At 58.2% G+C, this 26,132-nt stretch carries 27 protein-coding genes; 20 read left to right on the top strand and 7 right to left on the bottom strand.

Features of this window, described 5'->3' with window-relative positions; all coding sequences use genetic code 11:
- Positions 1-74: 74 nt before the first annotated feature.
- The gene (locus AD669_RS08905; RefSeq protein WP_172680094.1) at positions 75-809 is read right to left on the bottom strand and encodes a thioesterase II family protein; all 735 of its coding nucleotides are present in this window, start codon (positions 807-809) and stop codon (positions 75-77) included.
- Between the two features lie 132 nt (positions 810-941).
- Here AD669_RS08905 and AD669_RS08900 point away from each other — a divergent pair, with 132 nt between their 5' ends.
- A complete protein-coding gene (locus AD669_RS08900) occupies positions 942-2,078 on the top strand; it encodes a cupin-like domain-containing protein (RefSeq protein ID WP_053118834.1) in 1,137 nt (378 codons plus the stop codon).
- Positions 2,079-2,171: 93 nt separating this feature from the next.
- On the opposite strand, the gene AD669_RS08895 is transcribed toward AD669_RS08900, so the two are convergent.
- Entirely contained in the window at positions 2,172-3,344 is a 1,173-nt protein-coding gene (locus AD669_RS08895) for an MFS transporter (RefSeq protein ID WP_053118831.1), read from the bottom strand.
- Between the two features lie 243 nt (positions 3,345-3,587).
- On the opposite strand from AD669_RS08895, the gene AD669_RS08890 reads away from it, so the two are divergent.
- From AD669_RS08890 to AD669_RS08870, 5 genes are all read left to right on the top strand, one after another.
- A complete protein-coding gene (locus AD669_RS08890; RefSeq protein ID WP_053118829.1) occupies positions 3,588-4,598 on the top strand; it encodes a hypothetical protein in 1,011 nt (336 codons plus the stop codon).
- Between the two features lie 118 nt (positions 4,599-4,716).
- The gene (locus AD669_RS08885) at positions 4,717-5,517 is read left to right on the top strand and encodes a glucose 1-dehydrogenase (RefSeq protein WP_053118827.1); all 801 of its coding nucleotides are present in this window, start codon (positions 4,717-4,719) and stop codon (positions 5,515-5,517) included.
- Complete coding sequence (locus AD669_RS08880; protein WP_053118824.1) at positions 5,510-7,336, top strand: glycoside hydrolase family 15 protein; 1,827 nt, start codon at positions 5,510-5,512, stop codon at positions 7,334-7,336. Before AD669_RS08885 ends, AD669_RS08880 begins: the two co-directional genes overlap by 8 nt.
- Before the next feature lie 384 nt (positions 7,337-7,720).
- On the top strand, positions 7,721-8,110 hold the full coding sequence (locus tag AD669_RS08875; RefSeq protein WP_053118822.1) for a hypothetical protein: 390 nt from the start codon (positions 7,721-7,723) through the stop codon (positions 8,108-8,110).
- Between the two features lie 12 nt (positions 8,111-8,122).
- Positions 8,123-8,755, top strand: coding sequence for a BRCT domain-containing protein (locus AD669_RS08870; RefSeq protein WP_053118820.1), 633 nt, complete (start codon positions 8,123-8,125; stop codon positions 8,753-8,755).
- Between the two features lie 8 nt (positions 8,756-8,763).
- Here the strand turns inward: AD669_RS08870 and AD669_RS08865 are convergent, their stop codons facing one another.
- A complete protein-coding gene (locus AD669_RS08865) occupies positions 8,764-9,747 on the bottom strand; it encodes a GlxA family transcriptional regulator (RefSeq protein WP_053118818.1) in 984 nt (327 codons plus the stop codon).
- Positions 9,748-9,836: 89 nt separating this feature from the next.
- Between AD669_RS08865 and inhA the strand changes: the two genes are divergently transcribed.
- From inhA to AD669_RS08850, 3 genes are all read left to right on the top strand, one after another.
- Positions 9,837-10,523: an isonitrile hydratase gene (gene inhA / locus AD669_RS08860; RefSeq protein WP_053118816.1), complete on the top strand. Its 687-nt coding sequence runs from the start codon at positions 9,837-9,839 to the stop codon at positions 10,521-10,523.
- 201 nt (positions 10,524-10,724) lie between these two features.
- Positions 10,725-11,516: a CPBP family intramembrane glutamic endopeptidase gene (locus tag AD669_RS08855; protein WP_053118813.1), complete on the top strand. Its 792-nt coding sequence runs from the start codon at positions 10,725-10,727 to the stop codon at positions 11,514-11,516.
- A 102-nt stretch (positions 11,517-11,618) separates the two neighbouring features.
- Positions 11,619-13,184, top strand: a complete 1,566-nt coding sequence (locus AD669_RS08850) for a PAS domain-containing methyl-accepting chemotaxis protein (protein ID WP_053118810.1) — start codon at positions 11,619-11,621, stop codon at positions 13,182-13,184.
- Between the two features lie 177 nt (positions 13,185-13,361).
- Here the strand turns inward: AD669_RS08850 and AD669_RS08845 are convergent, their stop codons facing one another.
- Positions 13,362-13,718 carry a DUF6124 family protein gene (locus AD669_RS08845; RefSeq protein WP_053118809.1) on the bottom strand — a complete coding sequence of 119 codons (357 nt, stop codon included), beginning with the start codon at positions 13,716-13,718 and terminating at the stop codon, positions 13,362-13,364.
- 149 nt (positions 13,719-13,867) lie between these two features.
- The gene (locus AD669_RS08840; RefSeq protein ID WP_053118840.1) at positions 13,868-14,266 is read right to left on the bottom strand and encodes a DUF6124 family protein; all 399 of its coding nucleotides are present in this window, start codon (positions 14,264-14,266) and stop codon (positions 13,868-13,870) included.
- A gap of 592 nt (positions 14,267-14,858) precedes the next feature.
- Here AD669_RS08840 and AD669_RS28570 point away from each other — a divergent pair.
- Entirely contained in the window at positions 14,859-15,005 is a 147-nt protein-coding gene (locus AD669_RS28570) for a hypothetical protein (protein WP_172680093.1), read from the top strand.
- Positions 15,006-15,011: 6 nt separating this feature from the next.
- Positions 15,012-15,431, top strand: coding sequence for a type II toxin-antitoxin system YafO family toxin (locus AD669_RS08835; RefSeq protein WP_053118807.1), 420 nt, complete (start codon positions 15,012-15,014; stop codon positions 15,429-15,431).
- Between the two features lie 1,161 nt (positions 15,432-16,592).
- On the opposite strand, the gene AD669_RS08830 is transcribed toward AD669_RS08835, so the two are convergent.
- The gene (locus AD669_RS08830) at positions 16,593-17,273 is read right to left on the bottom strand and encodes an alpha/beta family hydrolase (RefSeq protein WP_053118805.1); all 681 of its coding nucleotides are present in this window, start codon (positions 17,271-17,273) and stop codon (positions 16,593-16,595) included.
- Between the two features lie 95 nt (positions 17,274-17,368).
- Here AD669_RS08830 and ccoN (AD669_RS08825) point away from each other — a divergent pair, with 95 nt between their 5' ends.
- The 8 genes from ccoN (AD669_RS08825) (at position 17,369) to ccoP (AD669_RS08785) (ending at position 24,307) form a co-directional block, all read left to right on the top strand.
- Positions 17,369-18,793, top strand: a complete 1,425-nt coding sequence (ccoN, locus tag AD669_RS08825) for a cytochrome-c oxidase, cbb3-type subunit I (protein ID WP_053118803.1) — start codon at positions 17,369-17,371, stop codon at positions 18,791-18,793.
- A gap of 10 nt (positions 18,794-18,803) precedes the next feature.
- Positions 18,804-19,412, top strand: a complete 609-nt coding sequence (gene ccoO / locus AD669_RS08820; RefSeq protein ID WP_053118801.1) for a cytochrome-c oxidase, cbb3-type subunit II — start codon at positions 18,804-18,806, stop codon at positions 19,410-19,412.
- A gap of 5 nt (positions 19,413-19,417) precedes the next feature.
- Positions 19,418-19,633, top strand: coding sequence for a cbb3-type cytochrome c oxidase subunit 3 (locus tag AD669_RS08815; protein ID WP_053118838.1), 216 nt, complete (start codon positions 19,418-19,420; stop codon positions 19,631-19,633).
- Positions 19,630-20,586 (top strand): cytochrome-c oxidase, cbb3-type subunit III, encoded by a 957-nt coding sequence (ccoP, locus tag AD669_RS08810; protein ID WP_053118798.1) that lies wholly within the window; start codon positions 19,630-19,632, stop codon positions 20,584-20,586. The genes AD669_RS08815 and ccoP (AD669_RS08810) overlap by 4 nt, the downstream gene beginning before the upstream one ends.
- A gap of 499 nt (positions 20,587-21,085) precedes the next feature.
- Positions 21,086-22,528 (top strand): cytochrome-c oxidase, cbb3-type subunit I, encoded by a 1,443-nt coding sequence (gene ccoN, locus AD669_RS08800; protein ID WP_053118794.1) that lies wholly within the window; start codon positions 21,086-21,088, stop codon positions 22,526-22,528.
- Positions 22,528-23,136: a cytochrome-c oxidase, cbb3-type subunit II gene (gene ccoO, locus AD669_RS08795; RefSeq protein ID WP_053118792.1), complete on the top strand. Its 609-nt coding sequence runs from the start codon at positions 22,528-22,530 to the stop codon at positions 23,134-23,136. Before ccoN (AD669_RS08800) ends, ccoO (AD669_RS08795) begins: the two co-directional genes overlap by 1 nt.
- A 5-nt stretch (positions 23,137-23,141) precedes the next feature.
- Positions 23,142-23,327, top strand: a complete 186-nt coding sequence (locus tag AD669_RS08790; RefSeq protein WP_003175465.1) for a CcoQ/FixQ family Cbb3-type cytochrome c oxidase assembly chaperone — start codon at positions 23,142-23,144, stop codon at positions 23,325-23,327.
- The gene (gene ccoP / locus AD669_RS08785) at positions 23,324-24,307 is read left to right on the top strand and encodes a cytochrome-c oxidase, cbb3-type subunit III (protein ID WP_053118790.1); all 984 of its coding nucleotides are present in this window, start codon (positions 23,324-23,326) and stop codon (positions 24,305-24,307) included. Before AD669_RS08790 ends, ccoP (AD669_RS08785) begins: the two co-directional genes overlap by 4 nt.
- Before the next feature lie 71 nt (positions 24,308-24,378).
- Here ccoP (AD669_RS08785) and AD669_RS08780 read toward each other — a convergent pair whose 3' ends face one another.
- Complete coding sequence (locus AD669_RS08780; RefSeq protein ID WP_053118788.1) at positions 24,379-25,398, bottom strand: metallophosphoesterase; 1,020 nt, start codon at positions 25,396-25,398, stop codon at positions 24,379-24,381.
- A gap of 406 nt (positions 25,399-25,804) precedes the next feature.
- Between AD669_RS08780 and AD669_RS08775 the strand changes: the two genes are divergently transcribed.
- Positions 25,805-25,984: a hypothetical protein gene (locus AD669_RS08775; protein ID WP_053118786.1), complete on the top strand. Its 180-nt coding sequence runs from the start codon at positions 25,805-25,807 to the stop codon at positions 25,982-25,984.
- The last annotated feature ends 148 nt before the right edge of the window (positions 25,985-26,132 follow it).

Here is a 26,132-nt window from a genome sequence, read left to right as displayed (position 1 = left end):
CACGCTGCGATCTTTTGATCTTGATCTTTAAAATCAAAAGATCGCAGCGTGCCGCAGCTCCTACAGGAATGGGGTTAGGCGGTCGCGGCCATGGCGTGGCGGCGATGGTGTACGTCGAGCTGGTCTTTGATCACCTTGAGCACTTTGGCTTCGTGTTCATGGATGAAAAAGTGCCCGCCGGCGAGCATGTCTACGGAGAAACTGCCCGAGGTTTCCTTGCTCCAGCCGATCAGTTGCTCGGTGGTGGCGCGGTCAGCCTTGCCGCCGAGCACATGCACCGGGCAGTTGAGCAGCGGGCGTTGCTGCGGCTCGAATTTGCCGCACAGCAGGAAGTCGGCGCGCAGGATCGGCAGGGTCAGGCTCATCAACTCGTCATTGGCCAGCACTTCTTCACTGGTGCCATTGAGCGTGCGCAGTTGCTCGATCAGTTCGGCGTCGGTCTTGGCGATGGCAAATCCGCGATCGTAGTCGGCGCGCTGAGTCGGCGCCGCCGTGCCGGACGCGAACAACGCCACCGGCTCAGGGCAACCCAGGGCACGCAGCGCATGGGCCATTTCGCAGGCCAGCAACGCACCGAGGCTATGACCGAACAACGCATAAGGTGTCTTCAATGTTGGCTGTAACTCCCTGGCCAATTGCATGGCCAAGGCGCGCATGTCGGTCTGCAGCGGCTCGTCAAAGCGCGCACCACGCCCCGGCAGCTCCACCGGTTTGAGCTGCAGCCATTGCGGCAACTTCGGTCGCCAGCGGCTATAGACCATCGCACTGGCACCGGAATACGGCAGGCACAGCAAAGTCAGCTGGGTCACCACTCTTCCCTCAAAAAAATTCGTCTGTAGAGAGAAACGGTTCAGTGCCCGGGCAAATTAGTCGACGCCGGCTAAATCGCCCACACAGGTGCTCGTTAACCGTTCAGATAAAACCAATAACGAGGATTCACCGTGGATCTGCAGAGCATCCTGAGCAAACTGTTCGCCAATGCCGGCGCCGTCGGTATTGAAGGTGTTTTCCAATTCGTTTTTAGCCCGCAGTTGGCTTATTGGTCTGAGGTCAAGGCCAGCAGCCGCACCGAGGCCGGGCGCCATGCGAGCCCGGACGTGACCATTGAAGTCGCGGAACAGGATTTCCTCGGGATCATGGCCGGCATGGCCAACGTCGAGGAACTGTTCGCCAGCGGTCGCCTGAAGATTGGCGGCAACATGGGGCTGGCGACGATGCTGCCGCAGATCATCGACCATGCTCGAAACGGTGGCGGTGCGGTCGCTGAAAAAGTCGACATGAACAAGCGCTACCCGACACCGCCGCGCTTCAGCGAAAAGCTCACCGCCAGCCTGCCGACCCAGGTCAACGTCGAACGGCGTGCCCGCGAGGAGCTATCGGTGACTGAGTTCAAAAGCCGTTATTTGCCCCACGGTATTCCCGTGGTGATCAGCAACGCATTGCACGACTGGCCGCTGTTCAAACTCAGCCGCGAAGAATCGCTGGTGCATTTCGCCGAGCTGCAAGGCATCACCCGCCATGGCGATTACGTGAAGAAAACCTTCTCCACCGAACGGGATTTTCGTTCGACGTCGATGGCCGATTTCATCGCTTCGCTGGACAGTCCGGCGGTCAAAGGTACGGACGGTGAGCCGCCCGCCTACATGGGCAACAACATCTTGCCGGCGGCGTTGATGCAGCAGATCAAGTACCCGGCCTACTTCGATACGTCGCTGTTTATTCCGCCGCGAATCTGGATCGGGCCCAAGGGCACACTGACGCCGCTGCACCGCGACGACACCGATAATTTGTTCGCGCAGGTCTGGGGGCAGAAGACCTTCACCCTCGCCGCGCCGCATCACCGTGAAGCCCTGGGCACGTGGTCGACAGCACCGGAGGGTGGACTGGATGGCTGCGATTTCAACCCGGATGCGCCGGACTATCAGCGCTTCCCCAAGGCGCGCGACGTGACGTTTTTGCGGGTGACGCTGGAGGCTGGGGATTTGCTGTTTTTGCCGGAGGGCTGGTTCCATCAGGTGGAGTCGGTATCGACGTCGTTGTCGGTGAATTTCTGGGTGAATTCGGGTCGGGGGTGGTAACCCAACTCGATCCCTTTTGTAGGAGCTGTCGAGTAAAACGAGGCTGCGATCTTTTGACTTTAAAGATCAAAAGATCGCAGCGTGCCGCAGCTCCTACTTGAGATGGCGGTAACTTTGCACGGCTGAGCCAAGCACCACCGCGCCCGCCGCAATCGCCAGCCAGAACCCGCTGCGCGCGCCAAATGCATCGACCAACGCCCCCGAGCCCGCCGCACCAATCGCCACGCCGATACTCAACCCCGTCACCAGCCACGTCAGCCCTTCGGTCAACTTGGCCGGCGGCACGATGCGTTCAACCAGGGCCATCGCCACAATCAATGTCGGCGCGAAAAACAAACCAGCAACAAACACCGCCATGGCTAGCCCGACGATATTACTGGCCAACAACAGCGGCAACGTCGTCACCGCCGTCGCCACGCCGCCGTACAAAAACAAGCGTGGCAGCGGCAGTTTCGAGCGCATCGCACCAAACGCGATGCCGGCCATGCACGAGCCAATCGCGTAAACCGACAAGACAATGCTCGCCGCCGCCGGCTGCCCCTGCTGCTGGGCAAACGCGACGCTGACCACATCGACCACGCCGACGATGATGCCCATGGCGATCATCAGCGCCAGCAACAATTGAATGTCGGTCGAGCGAATGATCGAACCCTGATGCTGCAACTCACGCGGATGCACCGCCGGTTCAGTGCTGCGCTGGGCGACGAACGCCGTGACACCAATCGCCAGCGCCAACAACGCGGCCAAAGGCCCGGCCTCGGGGAAGACCGCGACGCACAGACCAACTGAAAGCGGCGGACCGACGATAAAACACACCTCATCCAGCACCGATTCCAGCGCGTACGCCGTCTGCAATTGCGGCTGACCGCGATAGATCTCGGTCCAGCGCGCCCGCACCATCGCCGACATGCTCGGCATGCAACCGGCCAGCGCGGCAAACACAAACAGCGTCCAGACCGGCGCCTGCAACCGCGTGCACAGCAACAACAACAAAAGCGCCCCGCCACCGATCAACGCCGACACCGGCAGAATCCGCCGCTGACCAAAACGGTCAACCAGCCGCGACACCTGCGGTGCGCAAAACGCCGTGGCCAAGGCAAACGTCGCCGCCACGCCACCGGCCAGCGCATAACCACCCTTCAACTGCGAAAGCATGGTGATCACGCCGATGCCCGTCATGGAAATCGGCATGCGCGCGATCATCCCGGCCAGGACAAAATTTCGGGCGCCGGGGGCGTTGAACAATTCGCGGTAGGGGTTTGCCATCGGTTACAGCCTCATCAAGGGCCGCCAAGTTGCCATAGGGTCGGGTGGCGTGGAAGTGGGGAATTGTTGGTGGAATGTGAAGGCTTCGCAGCTCATCCCGAGCGCCGTTGGCACCTCGACCATTCGTCGCAAAATCGTGCGCACCTGTCAGGTCTGACAGGTGCGCTTCTCGGGCAAAAAGCGCTTTTATAAACGCTGCTCAATGACAACGACTGATCGCTTTCACCGCCGAAGGAGTTCGCCATGAATCAGTCCCCAATCACCGTTCAAGCACGCGCCGCTGTCCCGCCCTTCGTTGTACGTGCGCTGCTCTGCCCGCCGCCGACCCGCATCGATGAAGCGCTGGGTCGGGAAGTCAACAAGCGCCTGATGCTGTGGATAACACGCATCGGTATCTTTGCCGGCAAACAGGAAAAAATCCGCGCCAGCGACTTTGGTCGCTATGCAATGTTGTGCCATGCAGATACCGATGATCCGAAGAGGTTGTTGCTGGCAGCCCAGTGTTTCGCGGCGTTGTTCGCGGTGGACGATCATTATTGCGACGATCAATCGTTGGGTGGCTGCCCCGAAAAAGTCGCCGAGAAGTTGTCATTTGCCGTCACCGGAATAGACCCGGTCTACTTGCCTCCCCCCTACAAAAAAGAACTCCTGCAACAGCAAAGGAACGATCCCGTTTTGAGAGGATTGCTCGCGTACATGAAGCGGGTTGCACATTTCTGCACGCCATCGCAGGTCGCCCGCGTGCGACAAATCACCATCGCCATGTTTGTCGCCATGGCGGCCGAAGGGCCGTGGCGTCTCTACGGCACAAAGCCAACCATCGCCGAGTATCTGGCCAGCCGGCAGGTCAACAGCTTCTGGCCTTGTCAGGTGCTGATCGATCCCATCGGCGGCTATGAGGTGCCGGCCAATGTCTACGCCAAGCCAGAGATGCAACGCGTTTGCGCACTGGCGTCCCTCGCCACCACGCTGCTCAACGACTTGTATTCGGCTTACAAAGAACACCTCAACGAAACGGGCGATTTCAAACTGCCCTACTTGCTGGCGGCCAAACATGACTGCTCGCTGCAGGAAGCCATCGACAAAACTGCGGATATTCATGATGCGGTCATGCGCGAATACGTGGCGCTGGAACAACGGCTACTGAAAGGAGCCGACCCTTTAGTGCGGCGTTACCTGACAGGTTTGACCACGTGGATTGCGGGCAACCAGGAATGGCATAAACACAGCGCGCGGTATCGTATTCAGGCGTGAGGAAGGTCAAAAGTCCTGTAGGAGCTGCGGCACGCTGCGATCTTTTGATCTCGCCTCTGAACTCTCAACGCCCCAGACCAGTCAGCTAAATAGGCCCTCACTCAAGGCGCGCCATCGCATGCACATCTCCCTCACCGGACAAGTAGCCCTGATCACCGGCGCCAGCTCCGGCATCGGCCACGCTGCCGCCAAAGCCCTCGCCGCTGCCGGTGCTGCGGTGGTCATCAATTACAACCGTCAATCAGAGCCCGCTGAAGCACTGGCCCGGCAGATCATCGCCGACGGCGGTCAGGCGCTGGCCATCGGTGCTGATGTTTCCAAGGAAGCCGATGTCGAACGACTATTCGCCCAATCCCTCGATGCCTTCGGCTCACTGGACATTCTGATCGCCAACTCCGGGATGCAGAAAGACGCGCCGGCGGTGGATATGTCGCTGGACGACTGGAACGCGGTGATCAGCGTCAACCTCACCGGGCAGTTCCTCTGCGCCCGCGCCGCGCTGCGGATTTTCAATCTTCAGGGCGTCCGCGAAGGCGTCTCCCGCGCCGCCGGCAAGATCATCCACATGAGTTCGGTGCACCAACGCATTCCTTGGGCCGGCCACGTCAATTACGCGGCGTCCAAGGGTGGCGTCGATCAGTTGATGCAAACCCTCGCGCAGGAAGTCAGCCATCAACGCATTCGCATCAACGGCATCGCGCCGGGGGCGATTCGCACGCCGATCAATGCGGCGGCAACGACCGGCGATGCTGAACAAGAGCTGCTTAAACTGATTCCTTACGGCCGTATCGGTGATGTCGAAGACGTCGCCAACGCGGTGGTTTTTCTGGCTTCCGACGCCTCCGATTACATCGTCGGCACCACCCTGTTCATCGACGGCGGCATGAGCCTCTATCCGGAGTTTCGCGGCAATGGCTGAGCATCACCTGGAACGACAAAGCCCCATCGACGCCCACGGCATCATCGGCGACATGCGCAGTGCAGCGCTGGTCAACGATCGCGGCAGCGTGGATTTTTTCTGCTGGCCGGAGTTCGACAGTCCGTCGATTTTCTGTTCATTGCTGGACACGCCGGAAGCGGGGATTTTCCAGATCACGCCGGACTTGCCCGATGCGCGACGCGAGCAAATTTACCTGCCCGACACCAACGTTTTGCAAACCCGTTGGCTGAGCGAACGCGCGGTGGTGGAAGTCACCGATCTGCTGCCGGTGGGCGACAGCGAGGATGATTTGCCGGTGCTTATCCGTCGGGTTCGTGTGGTCAGCGGCGAGGCGACTTTTCACGTGCGCTGCGCGGTGCGCCACGATTATGCGCGGGCCGACACGCATGCGCGGATGGATGAGCAAACAGTGATTTTCAGCGCCGAAGGTCAGCCGTCACTGCGCCTGGCTTCGGATCAAGCGCTGCAGATAGACGCCAATGCAGCGGTCGCTTCATTCACCTTGAAGCAAGATCAAACCGCCGCATTCCTGCTCGGTGGCGAAGACGATCCACGCTTCGAGGAAGGCGCCGCGCAACTGTGCATGGAGCGCACGCTGAAGTTCTGGCGCGACTGGCTTGGCCAGTCGATCTATCGCGGGCGCTGGCGAGAAATAGTCAACCGCTCGGCCCTCGCGCTCAAGCTGCTGACCTCGCGCAAACATGGCGCCATCCTCGCTGCTGCGACCTTCGGCCTGCCGGAAACACCGGGCGGCGAGCGCAATTGGGACTACCGCTACACGTGGATCCGCGATGCTTCGTTTACGGTCTACGCGTTCATGCGTCTGGGCTTCGTCGGCGAAGCCAACGCCTACATGGGCTGGCTGCGCGGACGGGTCAGCGATTGCCACGGGCAACCGATGAAACTCAACATTTTGTACGCCATCGATGGGCAACAGGAGTTGCCGGAAACCGAACTGGATCATCTGTCCGGGCACGGCGGCGCAAAACCTGTACGTATCGGCAATGGTGCTTACGACCAGATCCAGCTCGACATCTTTGGCGAGCTGATGGACGCGGTGTATCTGGTCAACAAGTACGGTGACGCGATTTCCCACGAAGGCTGGAAGCATGTGCGCGAAGTGGTCGATCAGGTCTGCGAAACCTGGCAGACCACCGATGTCGGCATCTGGGAAATGCGCGGCGAACAGCACCACTTTCTGCATTCACGATTGATGTGCTGGGTGGCGCTGGACCGGGCAATTCGTCTCGCCTCGAAACGCTCGCTGCCGGCACCGTTCGCGCAATGGGATCAGACCCGGCAGGCGATTTACGCCGACATCTGGGACAACTTCTGGGACGAAGAGCGTGGTCATTTTGTCCAGTACAAGGGCGGCACCGCGCTCGACGGCTCGATGCTGTTGATGCCGCTGGTGCGTTTCGTCAGTGCCAAGGATCCGCGCTGGTTGTCGACCCTTGAAGCGATTGAAAAACATCTGGTGCGCGACGGCATGGTTTATCGCTATCGCAACGATGACGCCAATATTGATGGACTGTCCGGCACCGAAGGCGCGTTCGCCGCGTGCTCATTCTGGTACGTCGAATGCCTCGCCCGCGCCGGGCAGGTGGAAAAGGCGCACCTGGAATTTGAACAATTGCTGAGATACGCCAATCCGTTGGGGCTGTACGCCGAAGAGTTCGACAGCCATGGGCGGCATCTGGGCAACACGCCGCAAGCGCTGACGCATCTGGCGTTGATCAGTGCGGCGAGTTTTCTGGATCGCAAATTGAATGGGGAAAAGAGTGAATGGCAGCCGTGATGTTCGACGGGGGCTGTAGGAAATACCCCACAAACATCCGCATTTGTAGGACTGACACCGACATTTAATCAGCCAATACAAATCTCCTGTGGCGAGGGGATTCATCCCCGATGGGCTGCAAAGCAGCCCCAAAACCATCCAACTCATTCCCCCAGAAGTAGCGAGTTTTCTGACTTTGGGGCTGCTGCGCAGCCCATCGGGGATAAATCCCCTCGCCACAGTTTGAGCCAGCCCGCGGACTACAGCGACTTAACAAGTCTCCCCCCCACACACCGCACTCACACCCTGAAATACCCTGTTGCCAGCCGTTACATCCCCCCCTACCATCAAACCCAACGGGCACAGCGGAGCTGTCCAACAAAACCCGAATTTCAAGGAACCGGAATGACCCAACACGTCCAGCGCCCCATCACCTCGCCGCTGCGCAGCGGCCTGACCCGCACCCAACTCTGGGAAGACGCCGACAAAGGCCTGATCAAATGCTGGGAAATCGGCCGCCAGCGCGCCACCCGCTTCCCCGACCTCGCCGACAAATGCCTCGCCAACGAACTGCCGGTACTCGGCTGGAAAGGAGGCGTCAGCCGCAGCCTGAAAAAACTCGAAAAATTCGGCTCACTGAAATACCTCGCACAGTGGCAAGGCTTGCGTGGGGAGGATCTGGATATTGATCTGGGTGAGGAACGCGCGCTGACGTGCTCGCGGACGAAAATGGTGGTGACGTTTACGCCGGATCGGACGAAGTATTTCAATCAGGTGGCGGAAGCTGAGGCTTAAGGAGAAGCATCGATGGTCGATTTACATCAGGAATTTCAAAACAGCCGTTTCTTTCACGAAGCGCGGATCGACAGGCGTTCGGCGGATGCGCTTGCAGGTATTGCTGCAGGGCTTGCCGCCGACGGCAAGATTAACCAGCAGGAAGCCGAGTTTCTAAAAACCTGGATCGAAACGCACTTGGTGCACCTGGAAGATCCGGTAGTCAATATTCTCTACAGGCGTCTTGAAGGCATGCTTAGCGATGGCGTGCTGGATGCCGACGAGTCTGTGGAATTGCTTGGCATGCTCCATCAATTCACCGGTTTGCCGATCAGCGCCGCAAAGATGTCCTATGCGCCTGCAACACTCCCTTTCGATAATCCTGCCCCCGAACTCAACTTGCCTGATCGAGTGTTCCTGTTTACCGGTGTGATGTCGTATGGGCCGCGCAAGGAATGTGAATCTTTGATCGTCGAACGCGGTGGACTGATCGGTGGCTCTGTCAGCAAAAAGGTTCATTACCTCGTCGTCGGAAACATTGGTAACGAACAATGGTTGCACAGCAGCTATGGCACCAAAATCAAAAAGGCCGTTGAACTTAGAGAAAGCGGCGTACCTATCGCTATTGTTGGCGAAGATCATTGGTTGAAAGTGTTGTTCGGGTAGGGAATCCCTCAAGGCATTACTGGATCTGTTGCAGCACTGACCGAAAACCGCTCGCGATAAGCCTGCGGCGTCACGCCAATCGCCCGCAGGAAACTGCGGCGCAATGTCTCTTCACTGCCAAACCCGCAATTGGCGGCGATGCGTTTGACCGGTAATCCAGTGTCGCCGAGCAATCGCCGAGCGGTTTCAACGCGGATCAATTCGATCGCCCGCGCCGGGGTCTGGCCGGTGTCGGCGCGGTAGTGGCGGACGAAGCTGCGTTCGCTCATCCCGGCTTGTTCGGCGAGGGTCGGGATGCCGAGGTCGCAGGTGAGGTTTTCCGCGATCCACGCGTGCAGTTCATCAAAACGATTGCCCTGATTTTGCAGCGATAAGGTCACGCTGAATTGCGACTGACCGCCCGGGCGTTTGAGGAACACCACCAGATGCCGGGCGACGTCCAGCGCGATGTCGCTGCCGAGATCTTCTTCGACCATCGCCAGTGCCAGGTCGATGCCGGCGGTGACACCGGCGGACGTCCAAACGGGGCCGTCGTTGATGAAGATCGGATTGGCCTCGACTTGCAGTTTCGGATGTTGCTGGGCTAATTGTTCACAACGCGTCCAGTGGGTGACAACGCGGCGACCATCCAGCCAGCCACTGGCCGCCAGCAGAAACGCGCCGGTACATACCGAGGCAACCCGCCGGCATTTCGCCGCATGCTCGCGCACCCAATCCACCAGCGGCACGTCTTCGGCCGCAGGATAAATGCCCCAACCGCCGGCGATGATCAACGTGTCACTCGCCTCTTGCGGCAACGGTTCGGCCAATACCGCAAGCCCCGCCGACGACATCACCGCCCCGCCGCCGCTGGCGATCACCGTTGGCGCATAGGGGATCGGCAAGCCGCGCTGGCGGGCGATGTCGTTGGCCGAGGCGAACACTTGCAAAGGTCCGGTAACGTCGAGGATCTGCATGTTGGCAAACGCGAGTACGTGGATGGTTTTGGGCATTTGGCGTAATTCGTGGGGTTATTGGCGTATGCGCCAGAACCTACGCGCCTACAGTGAAGCCGTCCACCCCTTTTCATGGAGCAAGAACGATGACGCTGCAGATCGGTTTTCTGTTGTTTCCGCAGGTTCAGCAACTCGACCTGACCGGGCCTTATGACGTGCTCGCCTCGCTGCCGGACGTGCAGGTGCATCTGATCTGGAAGGATCTGATGCCCGTCACCGCCAGCACCGGTTTGCTGCTGAAACCGACCACGACATTTGAAGATTGCCCGGATCTGGATGTGATTTGTGTGCCGGGGGGTGGCGGTGTCGGCGTGTTGATGGAGGATGAAGCGACGCTGGATTTCATCAAGCGTCAGGCTGCTCAGGCGAAATACGTGACGTCGGTGTGCACCGGTTCGCTGGTGCTGGGGGCGGCGGGATTGTTGAAGGGTAAACGCGCGACCACGCACTGGGCGTATCACGATCTGCTGCCGACGCTGGGGGCGATTGCGGTGAAGGATCGCGTGGTGCGTGACGGCAACCTGTTTACCGGTGGCGGGATTACGGCGGGGATTGATTTTGCCTTGGTGTTGGCGGCCGAGTTGGTGGGTGCGGATACCGCGCAACTGGTGCAGTTGCAGCTGGAATATGCGCCGGCGCCGCCGTTTGACTCGGGCAGCCCGGAGACGGCGCCGAGCGCTGTTGTCGATGAGGCCCGCCTGCGTGCAGCGCCTTCGTTGAAATTGCGCACGGAAATTACTGAACGTGCGGCGGCGAAACTTAACTTGCGCTGATCCCTAGCCCTACACAAATCCCTGTAGGAGCTGCCGAAGGCTGCGATCTTTTGATCTTGATCTTGAAAAGCCAAAATCAAAAGATCGCAGCCTTCGGCAGCTCCTACAGGTTGTGTGTCCGGTTTGCCGCCACACTTCACTTGTCCCCACGCCCTCGCCCGTGTAGAAAGCCCTTCCACAAAATGTGCACAGGGACTTTCGATGAAGGCTTTGCCATGGCTCTATCTGGCCCTTCTCAGCCTCGGCTACGGTTTGGCGTTGAGCCACGGCCAACTCGGCTGGCTGGCGTTGATCTCGCTTGGGCTACTGATTTTCGCGGGCTTTGCCGTGCGCCAGCAACAGGTGCCGGTCGGGCGGTTTCTCGGTCACGGTCTGTTCATCGTGCTGGCGTTAGCGTTGGCGCTGCACTGGTTGCCGGGCTTCTCCAGCGCGCGTGTGATCGATCCGCAACGTTTCACCGATGACGCCGTGCCATTCGCGATGTACCTCAATCTCGACAAACCGTTGATTGGCTTCTGGCTGTTGCTGGTCTGCCCGTGGATTGTCGCGCGACGTTCGTTGCGACTGACGGTCTACGCCACCGTCGTCGCCCTGACCTTGAGCGTGATCCTCGCCCTCGGCGGCGCGGTATTGCTCGGCGTGATCGCGTGGGCACCGAAGTGGCCCGATCAGGCCTGGCTATGGGTGCTGAACAATCTGCTCCTGGTGACGCTGGTCGAGGAAGCGCTGTTTCGCGGCTATATACAGGGCGGTCTCAGCCGTCGTTTCAAAAACCTGCCTTACGGCGAAAACCTCGCCCTACTGCTCGCCTCGTTGATTTTCGGCCTGGTGCATCTGGGTGCCGGTTGGCAGTGGGTGTTGCTCGCGAGTCTGGCCGGTGTCGGTTATGGCCTGGCCTACCGTTTCGGCGGACTGGGCGCGGCGATTGCCACGCATTTCGGCCTGAATCTGCTGCACTTTGCGCTGTTCACCTATCCGATGCTCGCCGGTTGAAGCAATGGCCGTTTTGCGACGCCATTCTTAAATCTGAAAAATAATTTCAATAAAACGCCGCGACCGCCGACAACCTTTCAAAGCCTTGCGGATTGAAAAACCATGCGTAATAACCAGCCCATCACACAACGCGAACGGACGTTCCCGGCTCAGCAGCGGTTGATTTCCACAACCGACGCCAAGGGCGTGATCACCTACTGCAACGACGCGTTCGTTGAAATCAGCGGGTTTTCGCGTGAAGAACTGATCCGTGCGCCGCACAACCTGGTTCGTCACCCCGACGTCCCGGCGGCGGTGTTCTCGCACATGTGGGGCACATTGAAACAAGGCTTGCCATGGATGGGCATTGTCAAGAATCGCTGCAAGACCGGTGACCATTACTGGGTTAACGCCTATGTAACACCGGTATTCGACGGCAATCAGGTGGTCGGTTACGAGTCGGTGCGGATCAAACCCACCGCCGAACAGATCCGCCGCGCCGAAGCACTCTATCAACGCATCAACCAGGGCAAGTCGGCGATTCCTTCCAGCGATAAATGGCTACCGGTGCTGCAAGACTGGTTGCCGTTCATTCTGGTCAGCCAACTGAGCTTCGTGATCGGCGCGACCCTCAACTCGCACTGGGGCTTCGCCCTCGCCGCCGGTTTGTCGGTGCCGCTGGGCCTGATGGGTCTGCAATGGCAGCAGCGTGGGCTCAAGCGCCTGCTGCGTCTGGCCGAGCAGACCACGTCCGACCCGCTGATCGCACAGATGTACACCGACAGCCGTGGCGCGCAGGCGCGTCTGGAAATGTCGATCCTCAGCCAGGAAGCACGTCTGAAAACCTGCCTGACCCGCTTGCAGGACACCGCCGAACACCTGACCGATCAGGCCAAACAGTCCGACGTCCTCGCGCACAACAGCTCCAGCGGTCTGGAACGTCAACGCGTGGAAACCGAACAAGTCGCCACCGCCGTCAACCAAATGGCCGCGACCACGCAAGAAGTCGCCAGCCACGTGCAGCGCACGGCTGACGCGACGCAGGAAGCCAATCGCCTGACCGGTCGCGGTCGTGACATCGCCGGGGAAACCCGCGAAGCCATTCAGCGCTTGTCGGTAGTTGTCGGCGAAACCGGCCTGACCGTCACTCAACTGGCCAAGGACAGCGACGAAATCGGCGGCGTGGTTGATGTGATCAAAGGCATCGCCGATCAGACCAACCTGCTGGCGCTCAACGCCGCGATTGAAGCCGCACGTGCCGGCGAGATGGGCCGTGGTTTTGCCGTGGTGGCTGACGAAGTTCGCCAGTTGGCGCAACGCACCAGCGAATCGACCGGGCAGATTCACGCCCTGATCGCCAAGTTGCAGCAGACCGCGTCCAGCGCCGTGCAAACCATGGAAGCCGGGCATCGCCAGGCCGAAGAAGGTGTGGCGCGGGTATTGGAAGCGGATCAGGCATTGGTCGGGATCAGTGAAGCGGTGGCCAACATCACCGACATGACCACGCAGATTGCAGCGGCGACGGAAGAGCAAAGTGCGGTGGCGGAAGAGATCAGCCGCAACATCAGCAACATTTCAGAACTGGCGGATCAGACGTCGGAACAGGCACATAACTCGGCATTGTTGAGTGAAGAGCTGACGAAGACGGCGAATACGCAGTACTCGTTGGTGGAGCGGTTTAACCGCTAAAAGCAAAAGATCGCAGCCTTCGGCAGCTCCTACATCGATCCCCGTAGGAGCTGCCGAAGGCTGCGATCTTTTGATCTTCAAAGCCCGTACGGCGAAAGCTGTCCGGGCTTTTTGTTGCCTAAGTGAAATCAATGAAACTGGCAGGCCTGCTCGCGATCAGGCCTGAACTGTTGGTGCCTATCCCTTGGGCACCACGTTATCCAGTGCCTGATTGACCGCCAACTCCCCCAGCATCACAACCTGCGCAATGCCCAACAGCGTATTGCGGCTGGGGCCTTCCAACATCCCGGCGAAGTCACCGAGCATGACCGTGGCCGAGGCCAATGACTCACAGGCATTCGCCAATAAGGATTCAGTGTCGGTTTGCGGATTGACCATGAACATGCTGCTGGGACTATAAGGCGTGGCCATGATCTGCGTGGGTGCGAGGTAATGGTCGAGGGCGCGTTCTGCGGCGGCGTGGAGCTTCTTTGAATCGAATGATTCGTACGGTGAAGCCGGATCTGTGACCAGCGGTTTTGTGGTTTCGGACATAAGCTGAAACTCCTCGAAACACTGCGAAAAAATGACACCGTGTAGGCGCTGCCGCAGGCCGCGATCTTGTGATCGGCTTTTGATTGTTAAAAAGCAGATCAAAAGATCGCAGCCTGCGGCAGCTCCTACAAGGGATCGTGGCGGGATCGCTAGTGCGGCAAGCGACGGCCATCCAGGACTCGATTGACCATGAGCTCACTCAGCATGATCACCTGATGCAGCATCAACAGGGCTCGGCGTTGTGTGTTGTCGACGACATCGCCGATTTCACGCGCCATGTCACTGGCGGCTGCTAGCGATTCGCAGGCCTCGACGAGTAATGTTTCTTCGTCCACGGCGGGGTCGATGAGGAAGATCTTGCTGGTCTTGCGGGAAGGGACTGAGAGTTTCAATGAACCGGGGTTGAGATAGAAGTTGATGGCGCGGTCGGTCGCTTCTTTTATCTTTTGTGGTTCGAGGGTTGGGTCGTACGGGATTGGTTCGACGTCCGGGGGGTTTGGCGTGGCTTTGAACGTAGATGAAACTCCAATTCGAAAAATGAGAGCCATCACCCTCGCTACCAAACGGCGGGTGGCGGCCATGCGCGGGTTGGTAGACCGGTCGAATTGGGAAACCCGGCGCTCACGAATGAGCCCCACGCATGCCCACCATACAAAGCGACGCTCAAAAAAGAGACCGCATTGGAGGTGTCGCAATATCCACAACTCAAAACGGGCTACCAAACCCGATCACTGTTTTTCAGTGACAGGGAAACGATATAACCCGGCCTATAGTCGTGTATGCCGGCGGATTCTGGCGTACGCGTAGGTAACGGCGCAAGGCGTTGTAGGGCTTGTGGCGTAACGGTTTGTGTAATTTAAACACCTGTCAGCAATCATGTTTAACAACGCGAAATGCCGAAAAATGTTCAACCCGTTTTCTGAAACGATTAAAACAAAATCGCTCAACCTGAAAATGCATCCCGCGCCATCGCAGCCATCAAAGGACGATATTCCAGTGCCTACACATCTGCGCTCCATGTCCTACAACTCGATCAGAATCCGCCGACTTGCCCATCTCTGAGCAGGGTTCTACTGTTTGCCGCTCAAAATTAATTCACATAAGCTGGTCAGCATGAATACACATCCTTCGGAGGCTCCGATGGCCACCACCCGAAAAACCGACAAACCCAACAAAAAAGATGTCCGTGATGAACTGACATTCCTTGATGTTCGGCAAGCCGCGCGTGATGGGCAGAAAGTGTTCGATAAATTTGTGATCACTGGCAGGCTACCTTTTACAAAGTAGGCCTGGATGCCAGCCATCAAAATTTCCACACTTTTTGAACAAATCAATAACTGGAAAAACTTCGCGGCACACTTCTACAACTACAAAATCTGCGACGAATTACCCGCCATTTTCGGGAGAGACGAACGACTCGACCTGAGCGATATGCACCATATCCACCTTGCAAGTAGCCAGACACTTCAGACTCAATGGGCAACAATCAATCGTCAGTACTACCGCACAGCATTGGTGGGTGATCCTGATAACGATTTCTGGCTGATCTATGCCTACGACCCCTTTCGGGATGAGTACCTGCTACTCACAATCACTGGCCCTGACGCCCATAACCGGAGCGAGTGGGGATCTTTTTTGCGCACCATACATTGCGAAATCGTTGAGCCCTGGGTTGTTGGCAGAATCCGCTTTCAGGACATCGATGAGCGATGAACTGCAGGTTTGGGCGTGAGATGGAATAAAACCGTTCTCTACTAAAAGAAAGGTGGCGGCTGTGCGCAGGTTAGTAGACCGGAGGAATTAGCAAGACCGGCGCGCTCGAAAGCGCCCTGAGCACAGCCACCATTGAGTGCAGTCTGATACGCCAGACCTAATGGGACTTATGCACCTACTAAAACCATGCGGGCTACTAAACCCGACCACTGATGGGCAGTGGCAGGGAAACGATATAGCCCGAGTCATGGTCGTGTATGCCGGCGGATTCTGGCGTACGCGTAAGTAACGGCGCAAGGCGTTGTAGGGCTTGTGGCGTAACGGTTTGTGTAATTTAAACGCACTCACAGGATTACGTTTAAAGACAGAAAGAGACGGAGATTGCTCTAGTAGTTTGATGTGGTTTGTCCGAACGCTTTCGCGAGCAAGCCCGCAGTGGGATTTGTTACACCGGTTAGGGATGGGTTGGCTGGTAGGTCGCTATCGCTGGCAAGCCAGCTCCCACACGGATTGAGTACATCTGATAGAGACTCGGCGGCTCATGGGTCGCCATCGCCAGCAGGCTGGCTCCTACAGTGGGATCCGGTGCGTTCAGCAAGAGACAGGTCGGCTATCAGGCCGCCTTCGCGAGCAAGCTTTGCTCCTACAAAAACAAAATCAAAAGATCGCAGCCTGCGGCAGCTCCTACATGGATTCGCGGCGCAGCCGCCCCACTGAACAGGATGAGCGCAAGCTCGGCTGCTGCTTTTGATTTGGATCTTGATCCACGGGCGACATCGGAAGGCTGAGTGGAGGGATTCATCCGGGGGTGGGAGCGCAGCGACCGTTTGGCGCAGCCAAACACATCGAGAGGAGGTGCAGCGCAGCAAACCGGAGGCGATGCGCCCGGATGGATCCCGCAGCGAAGGAACCCCGAGCCCCAGCGAGCGGGCCGAACGTAGGAGCAAGCGTTTTTTGCTTACTTTTTTAGGCGCTTGTAAAAAAGTGAGTCGCCGTAAGGGCGAAACCGTAGGTGGCCGTTACCGCAGCAATGGATATGTACTCAAAAAATATGTCGCAGCTGAAATCGATCCCCCTCACCCCAGCCCTCCCGAAACGTCGGACCGCCCCCAAGGGGGCGAGGGGAAAGGGAGCCGATCTTTATGCGGTTCGGGATCTCGATTAACCCTTGAGAAACTCGGCCACCTTCTGCGCGGCACTGGCCAAATGCTGTTCATGGGTAAAACCTGAAGCCTTGAGCGGTTTCAAATCATGATCCCCGGCCACCAGCCAAAACACCTTGATACTCGGCGATAACGCATACGCCTCCACGGCTTCACGATTGCCAAGCGCATCCCGCTCCCCCTGCACAATCAACGTCCGCGTCTGCAAAGAAGCCAAATGCTCAACCCGAGGCTTCTCCGGCTTCCCCACCGCATAAAACGGATACCCCAGACACACCAACGCATCCACGCCCAATTCGTCAGCCAAAAGACTCGCCATCCGCCCCCCCATCGACTTCCCGCCAATCGCCAAAACCCCAGTGACATGACGTCGCACTACAGCAAACACCTCACGCCAGCACTCCAACAGCTTCGGCGCCGGATTGGGCGGACGTTTACCACCGTCAACGCGCCGCTGCGCCATATACGGAAACTCAAACCGCAACACGTTAATCCCAAGAGCAGCAAGGCGCCCAGCCATGTCGTTCATCCAATCGCTGTCCATCGGCGCACCAGCACCGTGAGCAAGGATCAACGTCGCCGCAGCTTCCCCATGAGCAGCATCCCAAAGCCACCCATGATCACGCACGCACTGCGCCCATTGATCCCCGTCAATACTGGCCTTGTGCTGTTTGTCCATGCTTGCCTCGCTTTTAGTCTGCCTATAACTCCAGACGAAGGATTCGCCGCGTCTTTTGCGCGGGCTCACTTCGGCTGAACCGTGGATGGGGAACCATGAACACTTCTATCAGTACCGCCTACAACTACAAGGTGGTCCGCCAATTCGCCATTATGACGGTGGTGTGGGGCATCGTCGGCATGGGGCTCGGGGTTTTTCTCGCGGCCCAATTGGTCTGGCCCGAACTCAACTTCAATTTGCCTTGGACCAGTTTTGGCCGCCTGCGCCCGCTGCACACGAACGCGGTGATCTTCGCGTTCGGCGGCTGCGCGCTGTTCGCCAGTTCGTTTTACTCGGTGCAACGCACCTGCCAGACCCAATTGTTCGCGCCAAAAATCGCCGCGTTCTGCTTCTGGGGCTGGCAATTGGTGATCCTGCTGGCGGCCATCAGCCTGCCACTGGGTTACACCAGCTCCAAGGAATACGCCGAGCTGGAATGGCCGATCGACATTCTGATCACCATTGTCTGGGTCGCCTACGCCATCGTGTTCTTCGGCACGATCATGCAGCGCAAAACCAAACACATCTACGTGGGCAACTGGTTCTTCGGCGCGTTCATCATCACCGTGGCGATTCTGCACATCGTCAACAACCTTGAGTTGCCGGTGAGTTTCACCAAGTCCTACTCGGTGTACGCCGGTGCAACCGACGCGATGGTGCAATGGTGGTACGGCCATAACGCCGTAGGCTTTTTCCTCACAGCCGGTTTCCTCGGGATGATGTACTACTTCGTGCCGAAACAGGCCGAGCGCCCGGTGTACTCGTATCGTCTGTCGATCGTGCACTTCTGGGCACTGATCACCCTGTACATCTGGGCCGGCCCGCACCACTTGCACTACACCGCGCTGCCGGACTGGGCACAGTCGCTGGGCATGGTGATGTCGCTGATTCTGCTGGCACCGAGCTGGGGCGGCATGATCAACGGCATGATGACCCTCTCGGGCGCCTGGCATAAGTTGCGCAGCGATCCGATCCTGCGTTTCCTCGTGGTCTCGCTGGCGTTCTACGGCATGTCGACCTTCGAAGGTCCGATGATGGCCATCAAAACGGTCAACGCCCTCTCCCACTACACCGACTGGACCATCGGCCACGTACACGCCGGCGCCCTCGGTTGGGTGGCGATGATTTCCATCGGCGCGCTGTACCACATGATCCCGAAAATTTTCGGCAAGGCGCAGATGCACAGCATCGGCCTGATCAACGCGCACTTCTGGCTCGCGACCATCGGCACCGTGCTGTACATCGCGTCCATGTGGGTCAACGGCATCGCCCAGGGCCTGATGTGGCGCGCCATCAACGAGGACGGCACGCTGACCTATTCCTTCGTCGAAACCCTGGTGGCCAGCCACCCTGGCTTCATCGTGCGGCTGATTGGCGGGGCGATCTTCCTCAGCGGCATGTTCCTGATGGCTTACAACACCTGGCGCACCGTGCGGGCCTCGCAGCCTGCTGACGTCGTCGCTGCCGCGCAGATGGCCTGAGGAGTCCGCCATGAAACACGAAACGATTGAAAAGAACGTCGGCCTGCTGATGTTGCTCATGGTGCTTGCCGTGAGCATCGGCGGCCTGACCCAGATCGTCCCGCTGTTCTTCCAGGACGTCACCAACAAACCGGTCGAAGGCATGAAGCCCTACACCGCGCTGCAACTGGAAGGCCGCGACATCTATATCCGCGAAGGCTGCGTCGGTTGCCACTCGCAGATGATCCGCCCGTTCCGCGCCGAAACCGAACGTTACGGACATTACTCGGTGGCCGGTGAAAGCGTCTGGGATCACCCGTTCCTGTGGGGTTCCAAACGTACTGGTCCGGATCTGGCCCGGGTCGGCGCGCGTTACTCCGATGACTGGCACCGTGCGCACTTGTACAACCCGCGCAACGTCGTACCGGAATCGAAAATGCCGGCCTACCCATGGCTGGTCACGCAAGCGGTCGACAGCAGCCACACCGAAACCAAGATCAAAGTCATGCGCACCCTCGGCGTGCCGTACACCGACGATGACATCGCCGGCGCGGTGGCCAGCCTCAAGGGCAAGACCGAGATGGACGCGCTCGTCGCCTACCTGCAAGTGCTTGGCACTGCGATCAAGAGCAAGAGGTGAGCACGATGGTCTTTGAAATGAGCGCAGGGCTGATTCGTGGTTTAGGCACCGTTGTCGTGTTTGTCGCGTTCGTCGGTTTGACCTTGTGGGTGTTCAACCGCAAGCGCACCCCGGAGTTCGCCGAAGCACGTCTGCTGCCTTTCGCCGACGAGCCACAGCCCGAAACTACCCCGGCATTTGAAACAACCCAAGCACCTGAACCAAGGAGTACCCGGCCATGACCACCTTCTGGAGTACGTGGATCTGCGTACTGACCATCGGCAGCCTGATCGGCCTGACGTGGTTGCTGATCGGCACCCGCCGGGGCGAGACCAAAGGCAGCGTCGACCAGACCATGGGCCACAGCTTCGACGGCATCGAGGAGTACGACAACCCGTTGCCGCAGTGGTGGTTCATGCTCTTCGCCGGCACGCTGGTGTTTGCCGTGGGCTATTTGATTCTGTATCCGGGTCTGGGCAACTGGAAAGGCATCCTCCCGGGTTACGAGGACGGCTGGACCGGCGTTCACGAGTGGGAAAAGGAAATGAGCAAGGCTGACGCCAAGTTCGGGCCGATCTTCGCCAGGTTCGCCGCCATGCCGGTGGAAGAAGTGGCGAAGGATCCGCAGGCGCTGAAAATGGGTGGCCGCCTCTTCGCTTCCAACTGCTCGGTGTGCCACGGCTCGGACGCCAAAGGCGCGTTCGGCTTCCCTAACCTCGCCGACAGCGACTGGCGTTGGGGCGGCGACGCCGAGACCATCAAGACCACCATCATGGGTGGCCGGGTCGCGGCGATGCCGGCGTGGGGCGAGGTGTTGGGCGAGGCCGGGGTGAAGAACGTGGCCGCGTATGTGCGTCATGATCTGGCCAAGTTGCCGATGCCCGCCGACAGCAAGGCTGACCTGCAAGCGGGCCAGCAGGCGTTCAGCACCACCTGCGTAGCCTGTCATGGGGCAACCGGCCAAGGCACCGAAGCCATGGGCGCGCCGAATCTGACGCACCCGGCCGGGTTTATCTATGGCACCAGCCTGACCCAACTCGAGCAGACCATTCGCCATGGACGTCAGGGTCACATGCCGGCGCAAAACGAGCTTTTGGGCAACGATAAAGTGCAATTGCTCGCTGCTTATGTATACAACCTATCAAAAGATCGCGAGCAATTGAGCGAAAAGATTCAAGCTGAAAGCTCCAAGTAAAATCAACAGCACTGTATACAATCCTGCGGGCGACTTGAACTATCTTGTCGCTTGCAGCTTTCTGCTTGCAGCTGCTTCTTTTTGTCGCACCCCTTAACACCCTCGCCTTTCGGTTCCCCGAATTCGGGTCTAAGCTTGCTCGATGCGGACTGGCTCATGCCGGTTGCAGGTCGATCCTGAGCGTTGTGTTCGATGAATTGGCTGACAGATTCGCCGCAAAGGCCAGTAGATACCGGCTGTCGCGCCGATTGCCATTCGTCACCCAAACCGGCCGTTTGAACACACCTCGTTACAAGCGACCTGAACCCCTCGCTTTTTTCATCCGCAGCGACTTTTTTTTCAAGGGCATTTTTGTCCTTACGCGGCGCATGGAAAGGCCGCAGAATCAGCGTTGGAAAGCATTGACCCAGGTCATGGCGCGTTGCAATGACCCCCTGCTCTCTGCATACTTGCGGCCGATTTTAATCCTAATAAAACACCCAAACCGTGGAACCTTAGAATGAGCACAGCAATCAGTCCGACTGCTTATAACTATAAGGTAGTCCGCCAGTTCGCCATCATGACGGTGGTCTGGGGGATCCTTGGCATGGGGCTCGGTGTCTTCATCGCCTCGCAACTGGTTTGGCCGGAGTTGAACTTCGGTCTGCCGTGGACGAGCTTTGGACGCCTGCGCCCGTTGCACACAAACCTGGTGATTTTCGCCTTCGGTGGTTGTGCACTGTTTGCCACTTCCTACTATGTCGTGCAGCGAACCTGCCAGACGCGACTGATTTCCGACAGCCTCGCGGCCTTCACCTTCTGGGGATGGCAAGCGGTCATTGTCGGCGCGATCATTACCTTGCCGCTGGGTTACACCACCACCAAGGAATACGCGGAACTGGAATGGCCGATCGCCATTTTGCTGGCCATTGTCTGGGTCACCTACGGTCTGGTGTTCTTCGGCACCATCACCAAGCGCAAAACCAAGCACATCTATGTGGGTAACTGGTTCTACGGTGCGTTCATCGTCGTCACGGCGATGCTGCACATCGTCAACCACGCGTCCCTGCCGGTGAACCTGTTCAAGTCCTACTCCGCCTACTCCGGCGCGACCGATGCGATGATTCAGTGGTGGTACGGCCACAACGCCGTAGGTTTCTTCCTGACCACCGGCTTCCTCGGGATGATGTACTACTTCGTGCCGAAACAGGCCGAACGTCCGATCTACTCGTATCGTCTGTCGATCGTGCACTTCTGGGCACTGATCACCCTGTACATCTGGGCGGGCCCGCATCACTTGCACTACACCGCACTGCCGGACTGGGCACAATCGCTGGGCATGGCGATGTCGATCATCCTGCTGGCACCAAGCTGGGGCGGCATGATCAACGGCATGATGACCCTGTCGGGCGCCTGGCATAAGCTGCGCACCGACCCGATCCTGCGCTTCCTCGTGGTCTCGCTGGCGTTCTACGGCATGTCGACCTTTGAAGGGCCGATGATGGCGATCAAGACCGTCAACTCGCTCTCGCACTACACCGACTGGACCATCGGCCACGTACACGCCGGCGCTCTTGGCTGGGTGGCGATGATCTCGATCGGCGCGATCTACCACATGATCCCGAAACTGTTCGGTCGTGCGCAGATGCACAGTGTCGGCCTGATCAACGCGCACTTCTGGCTCGCGACCATCGGCACCGTGCTGTACATCGCTTCGATGTGGGTCAACGGCATCACTCAGGGCCTGATGTGGCGTGCAATCAACGATGACGGCACCCTCACCTACTCGTTCGTTGAAGCGCTGCAAGCCAGCCACCCGGGTTACATCGTGCGTGCCTTGGGCGGTGCTTTCTTCGCCAGTGGCATGTTCCTGATGGCTTACAACGTATGGCGCACCGTGCGCGCCTCGAACGCTGTTGAAGCTGAAGCCGCCGCCCAGATCGCTGTCGTTGGAGCTCACTGATGAAGCATGAAGCTGTCGAGAAGAATATTGGCCTGCTGGCCTTCTTCATGGTCATCGCCGTCAGCATCGGTGGCCTGACTCAAATCGTTCCGCTGTTTTTCCAGGACGTCACCAACAAGCCGGTCGAAGGCATGAAGCCACGCCCCGCCCTTGAACTGGAAGGCCGCGACGTCTACATCGCCAACGGCTGTGTCGGCTGCCACTCGCAGATGATCCGTCCGTTCCGCGCTGAAACCGAACGCTATGGCCACTACTCGGTTGCCGGTGAAAGCGTCTGGGATCACCCGTTCCTGTGGGGTTCCAAACGTACTGGTCCGGATCTGGCCCGTGTCGGCGCGCGTTACTCCGATGACTGGCACCGCGCGCACTTGTACAACCCGCGCAACGTGGTGCCTGAGTCGAAAATGCCGGCGTACCCGTTCCTCGTGGAAAACAAGCTCGACGGCAAGGAGACGGCCAAAAAAATGGAAGTCTTGCGCACGCTCGGCGTTCCTTACACCGACGAAGACATCGCCGGTGCTCAGGATGCCGTGAAGGGCAAAACCGAAATGGACGCGCTGGTGGCCTATCTGCAAGGCCTGGGCACCATCATCAAAAGCAAACGGTGATTTAGATGGATATCGGGATGATTCGTGGCCTGGGCACCGTTGTTGTGATGGTGGCCTTCATCGGTCTGGCGCTGTGGGTGTTCAGCCCCAAGCGCAAGTCGGAGTTTGAAGACGCGACCTTGCTGCCTTTCGCGGATGATCCCGAAGCCATCAAGCACGTCGAGCAAGCTTCTAGGAGTAACAAAGAATGACTACATTCTGGAGTCTGTACGTCACAGTCCTCAGTCTCGGTACGATCTTTTCCCTGACCTGGCTGCTGCTGTCGACCCGCAAGGGCCAGCGCAGCGAGCAGACGGAAGAGACGGTCGGGCACTCCTTCGACGGGATCGAGGAGTACGACAACCCGCTGCCAAAATGGTGGTTCATGCTGTTCGTCGGCACCATCATTTTTGCCTTGGGTTACCTGGTGCTGTACCCGGGTCTGGGCAACTGGAAAGGCCTGCTGCCGGGGTACAACTACCTCGATAACGACAAGCAGACCGCGTTCGCCAACGGCCAGACCGGCTGGACCGGCGTGCACGAGTGGGAAAAGGAAATGGCCCGTTCGGACGCCAAGTTCGGCCCGATCTTCGCCAAGTTCGCCGCCATGCCGATCGAAGAAGTCGCCAAGGATCCGCAAGCACTGAAAATGGGGGGCCGTCTGTTCGCCTCCAACTGCTCGGTGTGCCACGGTTCCGACGCCAAGGGCGCTTACGGTTTCCCGAACCTGACCGACGCCGACTGGCGCTGGGGCGGCGAGCCGGAAACCATCAAGACCACCATCATGGGCGGTCGCCACGCGGTGATGCCGGCCTGGGCTGAAGTGATCGGCGAGCAAGGCGTTGCTGACGTTGCCGCGTTCGTGGTGAGCAACCTCGATGGTCGCAAGCTGCCGGAAGGCACCAAAGCGGATGTCGCCAACGGCCAGAAACTGTTCGCCGGCAACTGCGTGGCGTGCCACGGCCCGGAAGGCAAAGGTACGCCAGCGATGGGCGCACCCAACCTGACTCACCCGGCCGCGTTCATCTACGGTTCGAGCTTCGCGCAACTGCAGCAGACCATCCGTTACGGCCGTCAGGGCCAGATGCCTGCGCAGGAACAACTGCAAGGGAACGACAAGGTTCACTTGCTGGCCGCTTACGTTTACAGCTTGTCCCACGGTGAAAAAGCCCCGGAAGCGAACGCCGAGTAAGGCTTACGCTTGAAACAAAAAACGGCCCCGCCAATGTGAATTGGCGGGGCCTTTTTGTTGCCGGCCTCGCTTTACTTTAAGACCTCGATGGTATCGATCAGCTCACGCCGCGGCCAATTGTTACCGTTGACCTGAAACACGTTCAGCTTCTTGCGATCATCGGCAAACTCAGCGATCAGGTAAGTCGAATTTGATGCACCGCCACTGAGGTAGACCGGCACATCGCCGAAGTTCTGATCGCTGTAATAGAAGTAATACCCCGGTCGCGTGTGCAAGTGCCCGGCAAACACGGCAGTCACTGCGTATTTATCAATCATGGCCTTGAATCGATCAATCTGCTCCTCGCTACCCGCCCATCCACTGGGTTTGTGCAGGTTTAAAAGAATGATCTTGTCTTGCGCACGAGCAGCTTTCAGATCACGCTCAAGCCAATCGAGCGCACTCGTTATTTCATAATCAACTTTAAACAAAGGAAAACCGGAAGAGAACGACACCGTATAGGTTGGCTCGTTATTCAACTGCACCAGGTGCACATCACCATAATTTTTTGAGTAAGCGAGACTGCCATAGAATGTCTTCCTGCCTTTAATATCTCGCGCTGCAAGATCAAACGTATCGACCTTCCCCCAATACTTATCCTTCATATCCGAAATGCTACCGGCAGCACAGTTGTTCTCCGGAACACTGCAATCATTGATATTGTTTTCGTAATCATGATTACCAAGACCGTAATCGTAATCACCCCCCAGGTGCTTATCCAGAATCTCCTTGGTAGTGGAGCGTTGCCCGCTGTGGCCGAACGCCGTCAAGTCACCATTGATCATGACCGGAATCGACCGCCACTCCCGGTTGAAAAACTTTCGGTAACTGGCAACGTCCGAGTATTGGGTTTCTATCAGCCAGCGAGAGCGTTTGTCACGATCCGACGCCGATTCTTCCCCACCATTATCGGAACTTTCAGTCCATGGGAATTGAGGATCAGATGTAAAAATCAGTCGATTGGGGGAACGCTCATCAGCTTGAGCCCCAATCGTTACTGCCATCAGCAAAAACGTTAAAACACTGCACCGCCACAACTTGACTTGTTGCATGAGAGATCCTTCTCGTATGAGCTTATTGAATTAAAAGCCTGACTGGCCACTTCAATAAAACTACTGCAAGCACACGCCAGTGAAAACCTTGAGCACGGACAACATTAATAACTTTTATTTCTGCCACCGCCTGAAACAACAAAAAGCAAACTTACGCTTTTAGTTCTTCTTGATGCCCCCAACAACGCCAGTCTTGAATGTGCGGATCCTGCCGGTCAATGCCACCATCACCCTGCGCTCGCAGCAATCACGTCGATGCACGGCTTGACCGTGGTGGCGAGTCGCCCGCTCATATTTGGCAATTGAAATTCGATAGGCACGTTGGCCGACACGCGATAACGTCTGAGCTCTTCAGAAGTACCGCCATGCAATACCCCCTCAATTAATCAGACAAGGATGCTGAGTAATGACCGAACCAGACAAAACCCTGAATTCCGAACTTTCGACCGTGGACAGTGCTCCCGCGCCACTGACTGGCTCCGAAGACCTGAACAGAAAAAAACGCTCGATTGACGACGAAAACGAGATTGATAAAAAACGTGGCAGTGGCGGCCTCGACAGCCTCGGCGGTGGCCGACTGCCTTGATCGGTGAGTGAAAACAGGGCAGTGCCTGCACTGCCCTCCTCAGCTGTCAAGATACCGGCAACAGCCATCGTCTATAGTCAATTGACCTGCATCATGCTTTGCTGCAATCGCTACACCATTCACGCTCTTCCCCCAACGCGACCAAAGG

Source organism: Pseudomonas sp. P1.31, assembly GCF_001269815.1.
Classification (GTDB): Bacteria; Pseudomonadota; Gammaproteobacteria; order Pseudomonadales; family Pseudomonadaceae; genus Aquipseudomonas; species Aquipseudomonas rustica.
This window is presented reverse-complemented; position numbering and strand designations above follow the sequence as displayed.

Coding starts and splice junctions, on each gene's coding strand:
- AD669_RS08845 (WP_053118809.1), bottom strand. CDS start 13,718: ATGTCCGAAACCACAAAACCGCTGGTCACAGATCCGGCTTCACCGTAC.
- AD669_RS08830 (WP_053118805.1), bottom strand. CDS start 17,273: ATGGACAAACAGCACAAGGCCAGTATTGACGGGGATCAATGGGCGCAG.
- ccoN (WP_053118794.1), top strand. CDS start 21,086: ATGAGCACAGCAATCAGTCCGACTGCTTATAACTATAAGGTAGTCCGC.
- inhA (WP_053118816.1), top strand. CDS start 9,837: ATGACGCTGCAGATCGGTTTTCTGTTGTTTCCGCAGGTTCAGCAACTC.
- AD669_RS08885 (WP_053118827.1), top strand. CDS start 4,717: ATGCACATCTCCCTCACCGGACAAGTAGCCCTGATCACCGGCGCCAGC.
- ccoO (WP_053118801.1), top strand. CDS start 18,804: ATGAAACACGAAACGATTGAAAAGAACGTCGGCCTGCTGATGTTGCTC.
- ccoN (WP_053118803.1), top strand. CDS start 17,369: ATGAACACTTCTATCAGTACCGCCTACAACTACAAGGTGGTCCGCCAA.
- AD669_RS08865 (WP_053118818.1), bottom strand. CDS start 9,747: ATGCCCAAAACCATCCACGTACTCGCGTTTGCCAACATGCAGATCCTC.
- AD669_RS08840 (WP_053118840.1), bottom strand. CDS start 14,266: ATGGCTCTCATTTTTCGAATTGGAGTTTCATCTACGTTCAAAGCCACG.
- AD669_RS08780 (WP_053118788.1), bottom strand. CDS start 25,398: ATGCAACAAGTCAAGTTGTGGCGGTGCAGTGTTTTAACGTTTTTGCTG.
- ccoP (WP_053118798.1), top strand. CDS start 19,630: ATGACCACCTTCTGGAGTACGTGGATCTGCGTACTGACCATCGGCAGC.
- AD669_RS08790 (WP_003175465.1), top strand. CDS start 23,142: ATGGATATCGGGATGATTCGTGGCCTGGGCACCGTTGTTGTGATGGTG.
- AD669_RS08895 (WP_053118831.1), bottom strand. CDS start 3,344: ATGGCAAACCCCTACCGCGAATTGTTCAACGCCCCCGGCGCCCGAAAT.
- ccoO (WP_053118792.1), top strand. CDS start 22,528: ATGAAGCATGAAGCTGTCGAGAAGAATATTGGCCTGCTGGCCTTCTTC.
- AD669_RS28570 (WP_172680093.1), top strand. CDS start 14,859: ATGGCCACCACCCGAAAAACCGACAAACCCAACAAAAAAGATGTCCGT.
- AD669_RS08870 (WP_053118820.1), top strand. CDS start 8,123: ATGGTCGATTTACATCAGGAATTTCAAAACAGCCGTTTCTTTCACGAA.
- ccoP (WP_053118790.1), top strand. CDS start 23,324: ATGACTACATTCTGGAGTCTGTACGTCACAGTCCTCAGTCTCGGTACG.
- AD669_RS08815 (WP_053118838.1), top strand. CDS start 19,418: ATGGTCTTTGAAATGAGCGCAGGGCTGATTCGTGGTTTAGGCACCGTT.
- AD669_RS08835 (WP_053118807.1), top strand. CDS start 15,012: ATGCCAGCCATCAAAATTTCCACACTTTTTGAACAAATCAATAACTGG.
- AD669_RS08850 (WP_053118810.1), top strand. CDS start 11,619: ATGCGTAATAACCAGCCCATCACACAACGCGAACGGACGTTCCCGGCT.
- AD669_RS08875 (WP_053118822.1), top strand. CDS start 7,721: ATGACCCAACACGTCCAGCGCCCCATCACCTCGCCGCTGCGCAGCGGC.
- AD669_RS08880 (WP_053118824.1), top strand. CDS start 5,510: ATGGCTGAGCATCACCTGGAACGACAAAGCCCCATCGACGCCCACGGC.
- AD669_RS08855 (WP_053118813.1), top strand. CDS start 10,725: ATGAAGGCTTTGCCATGGCTCTATCTGGCCCTTCTCAGCCTCGGCTAC.
- AD669_RS08775 (WP_053118786.1), top strand. CDS start 25,805: ATGACCGAACCAGACAAAACCCTGAATTCCGAACTTTCGACCGTGGAC.
- AD669_RS08890 (WP_053118829.1), top strand. CDS start 3,588: ATGAATCAGTCCCCAATCACCGTTCAAGCACGCGCCGCTGTCCCGCCC.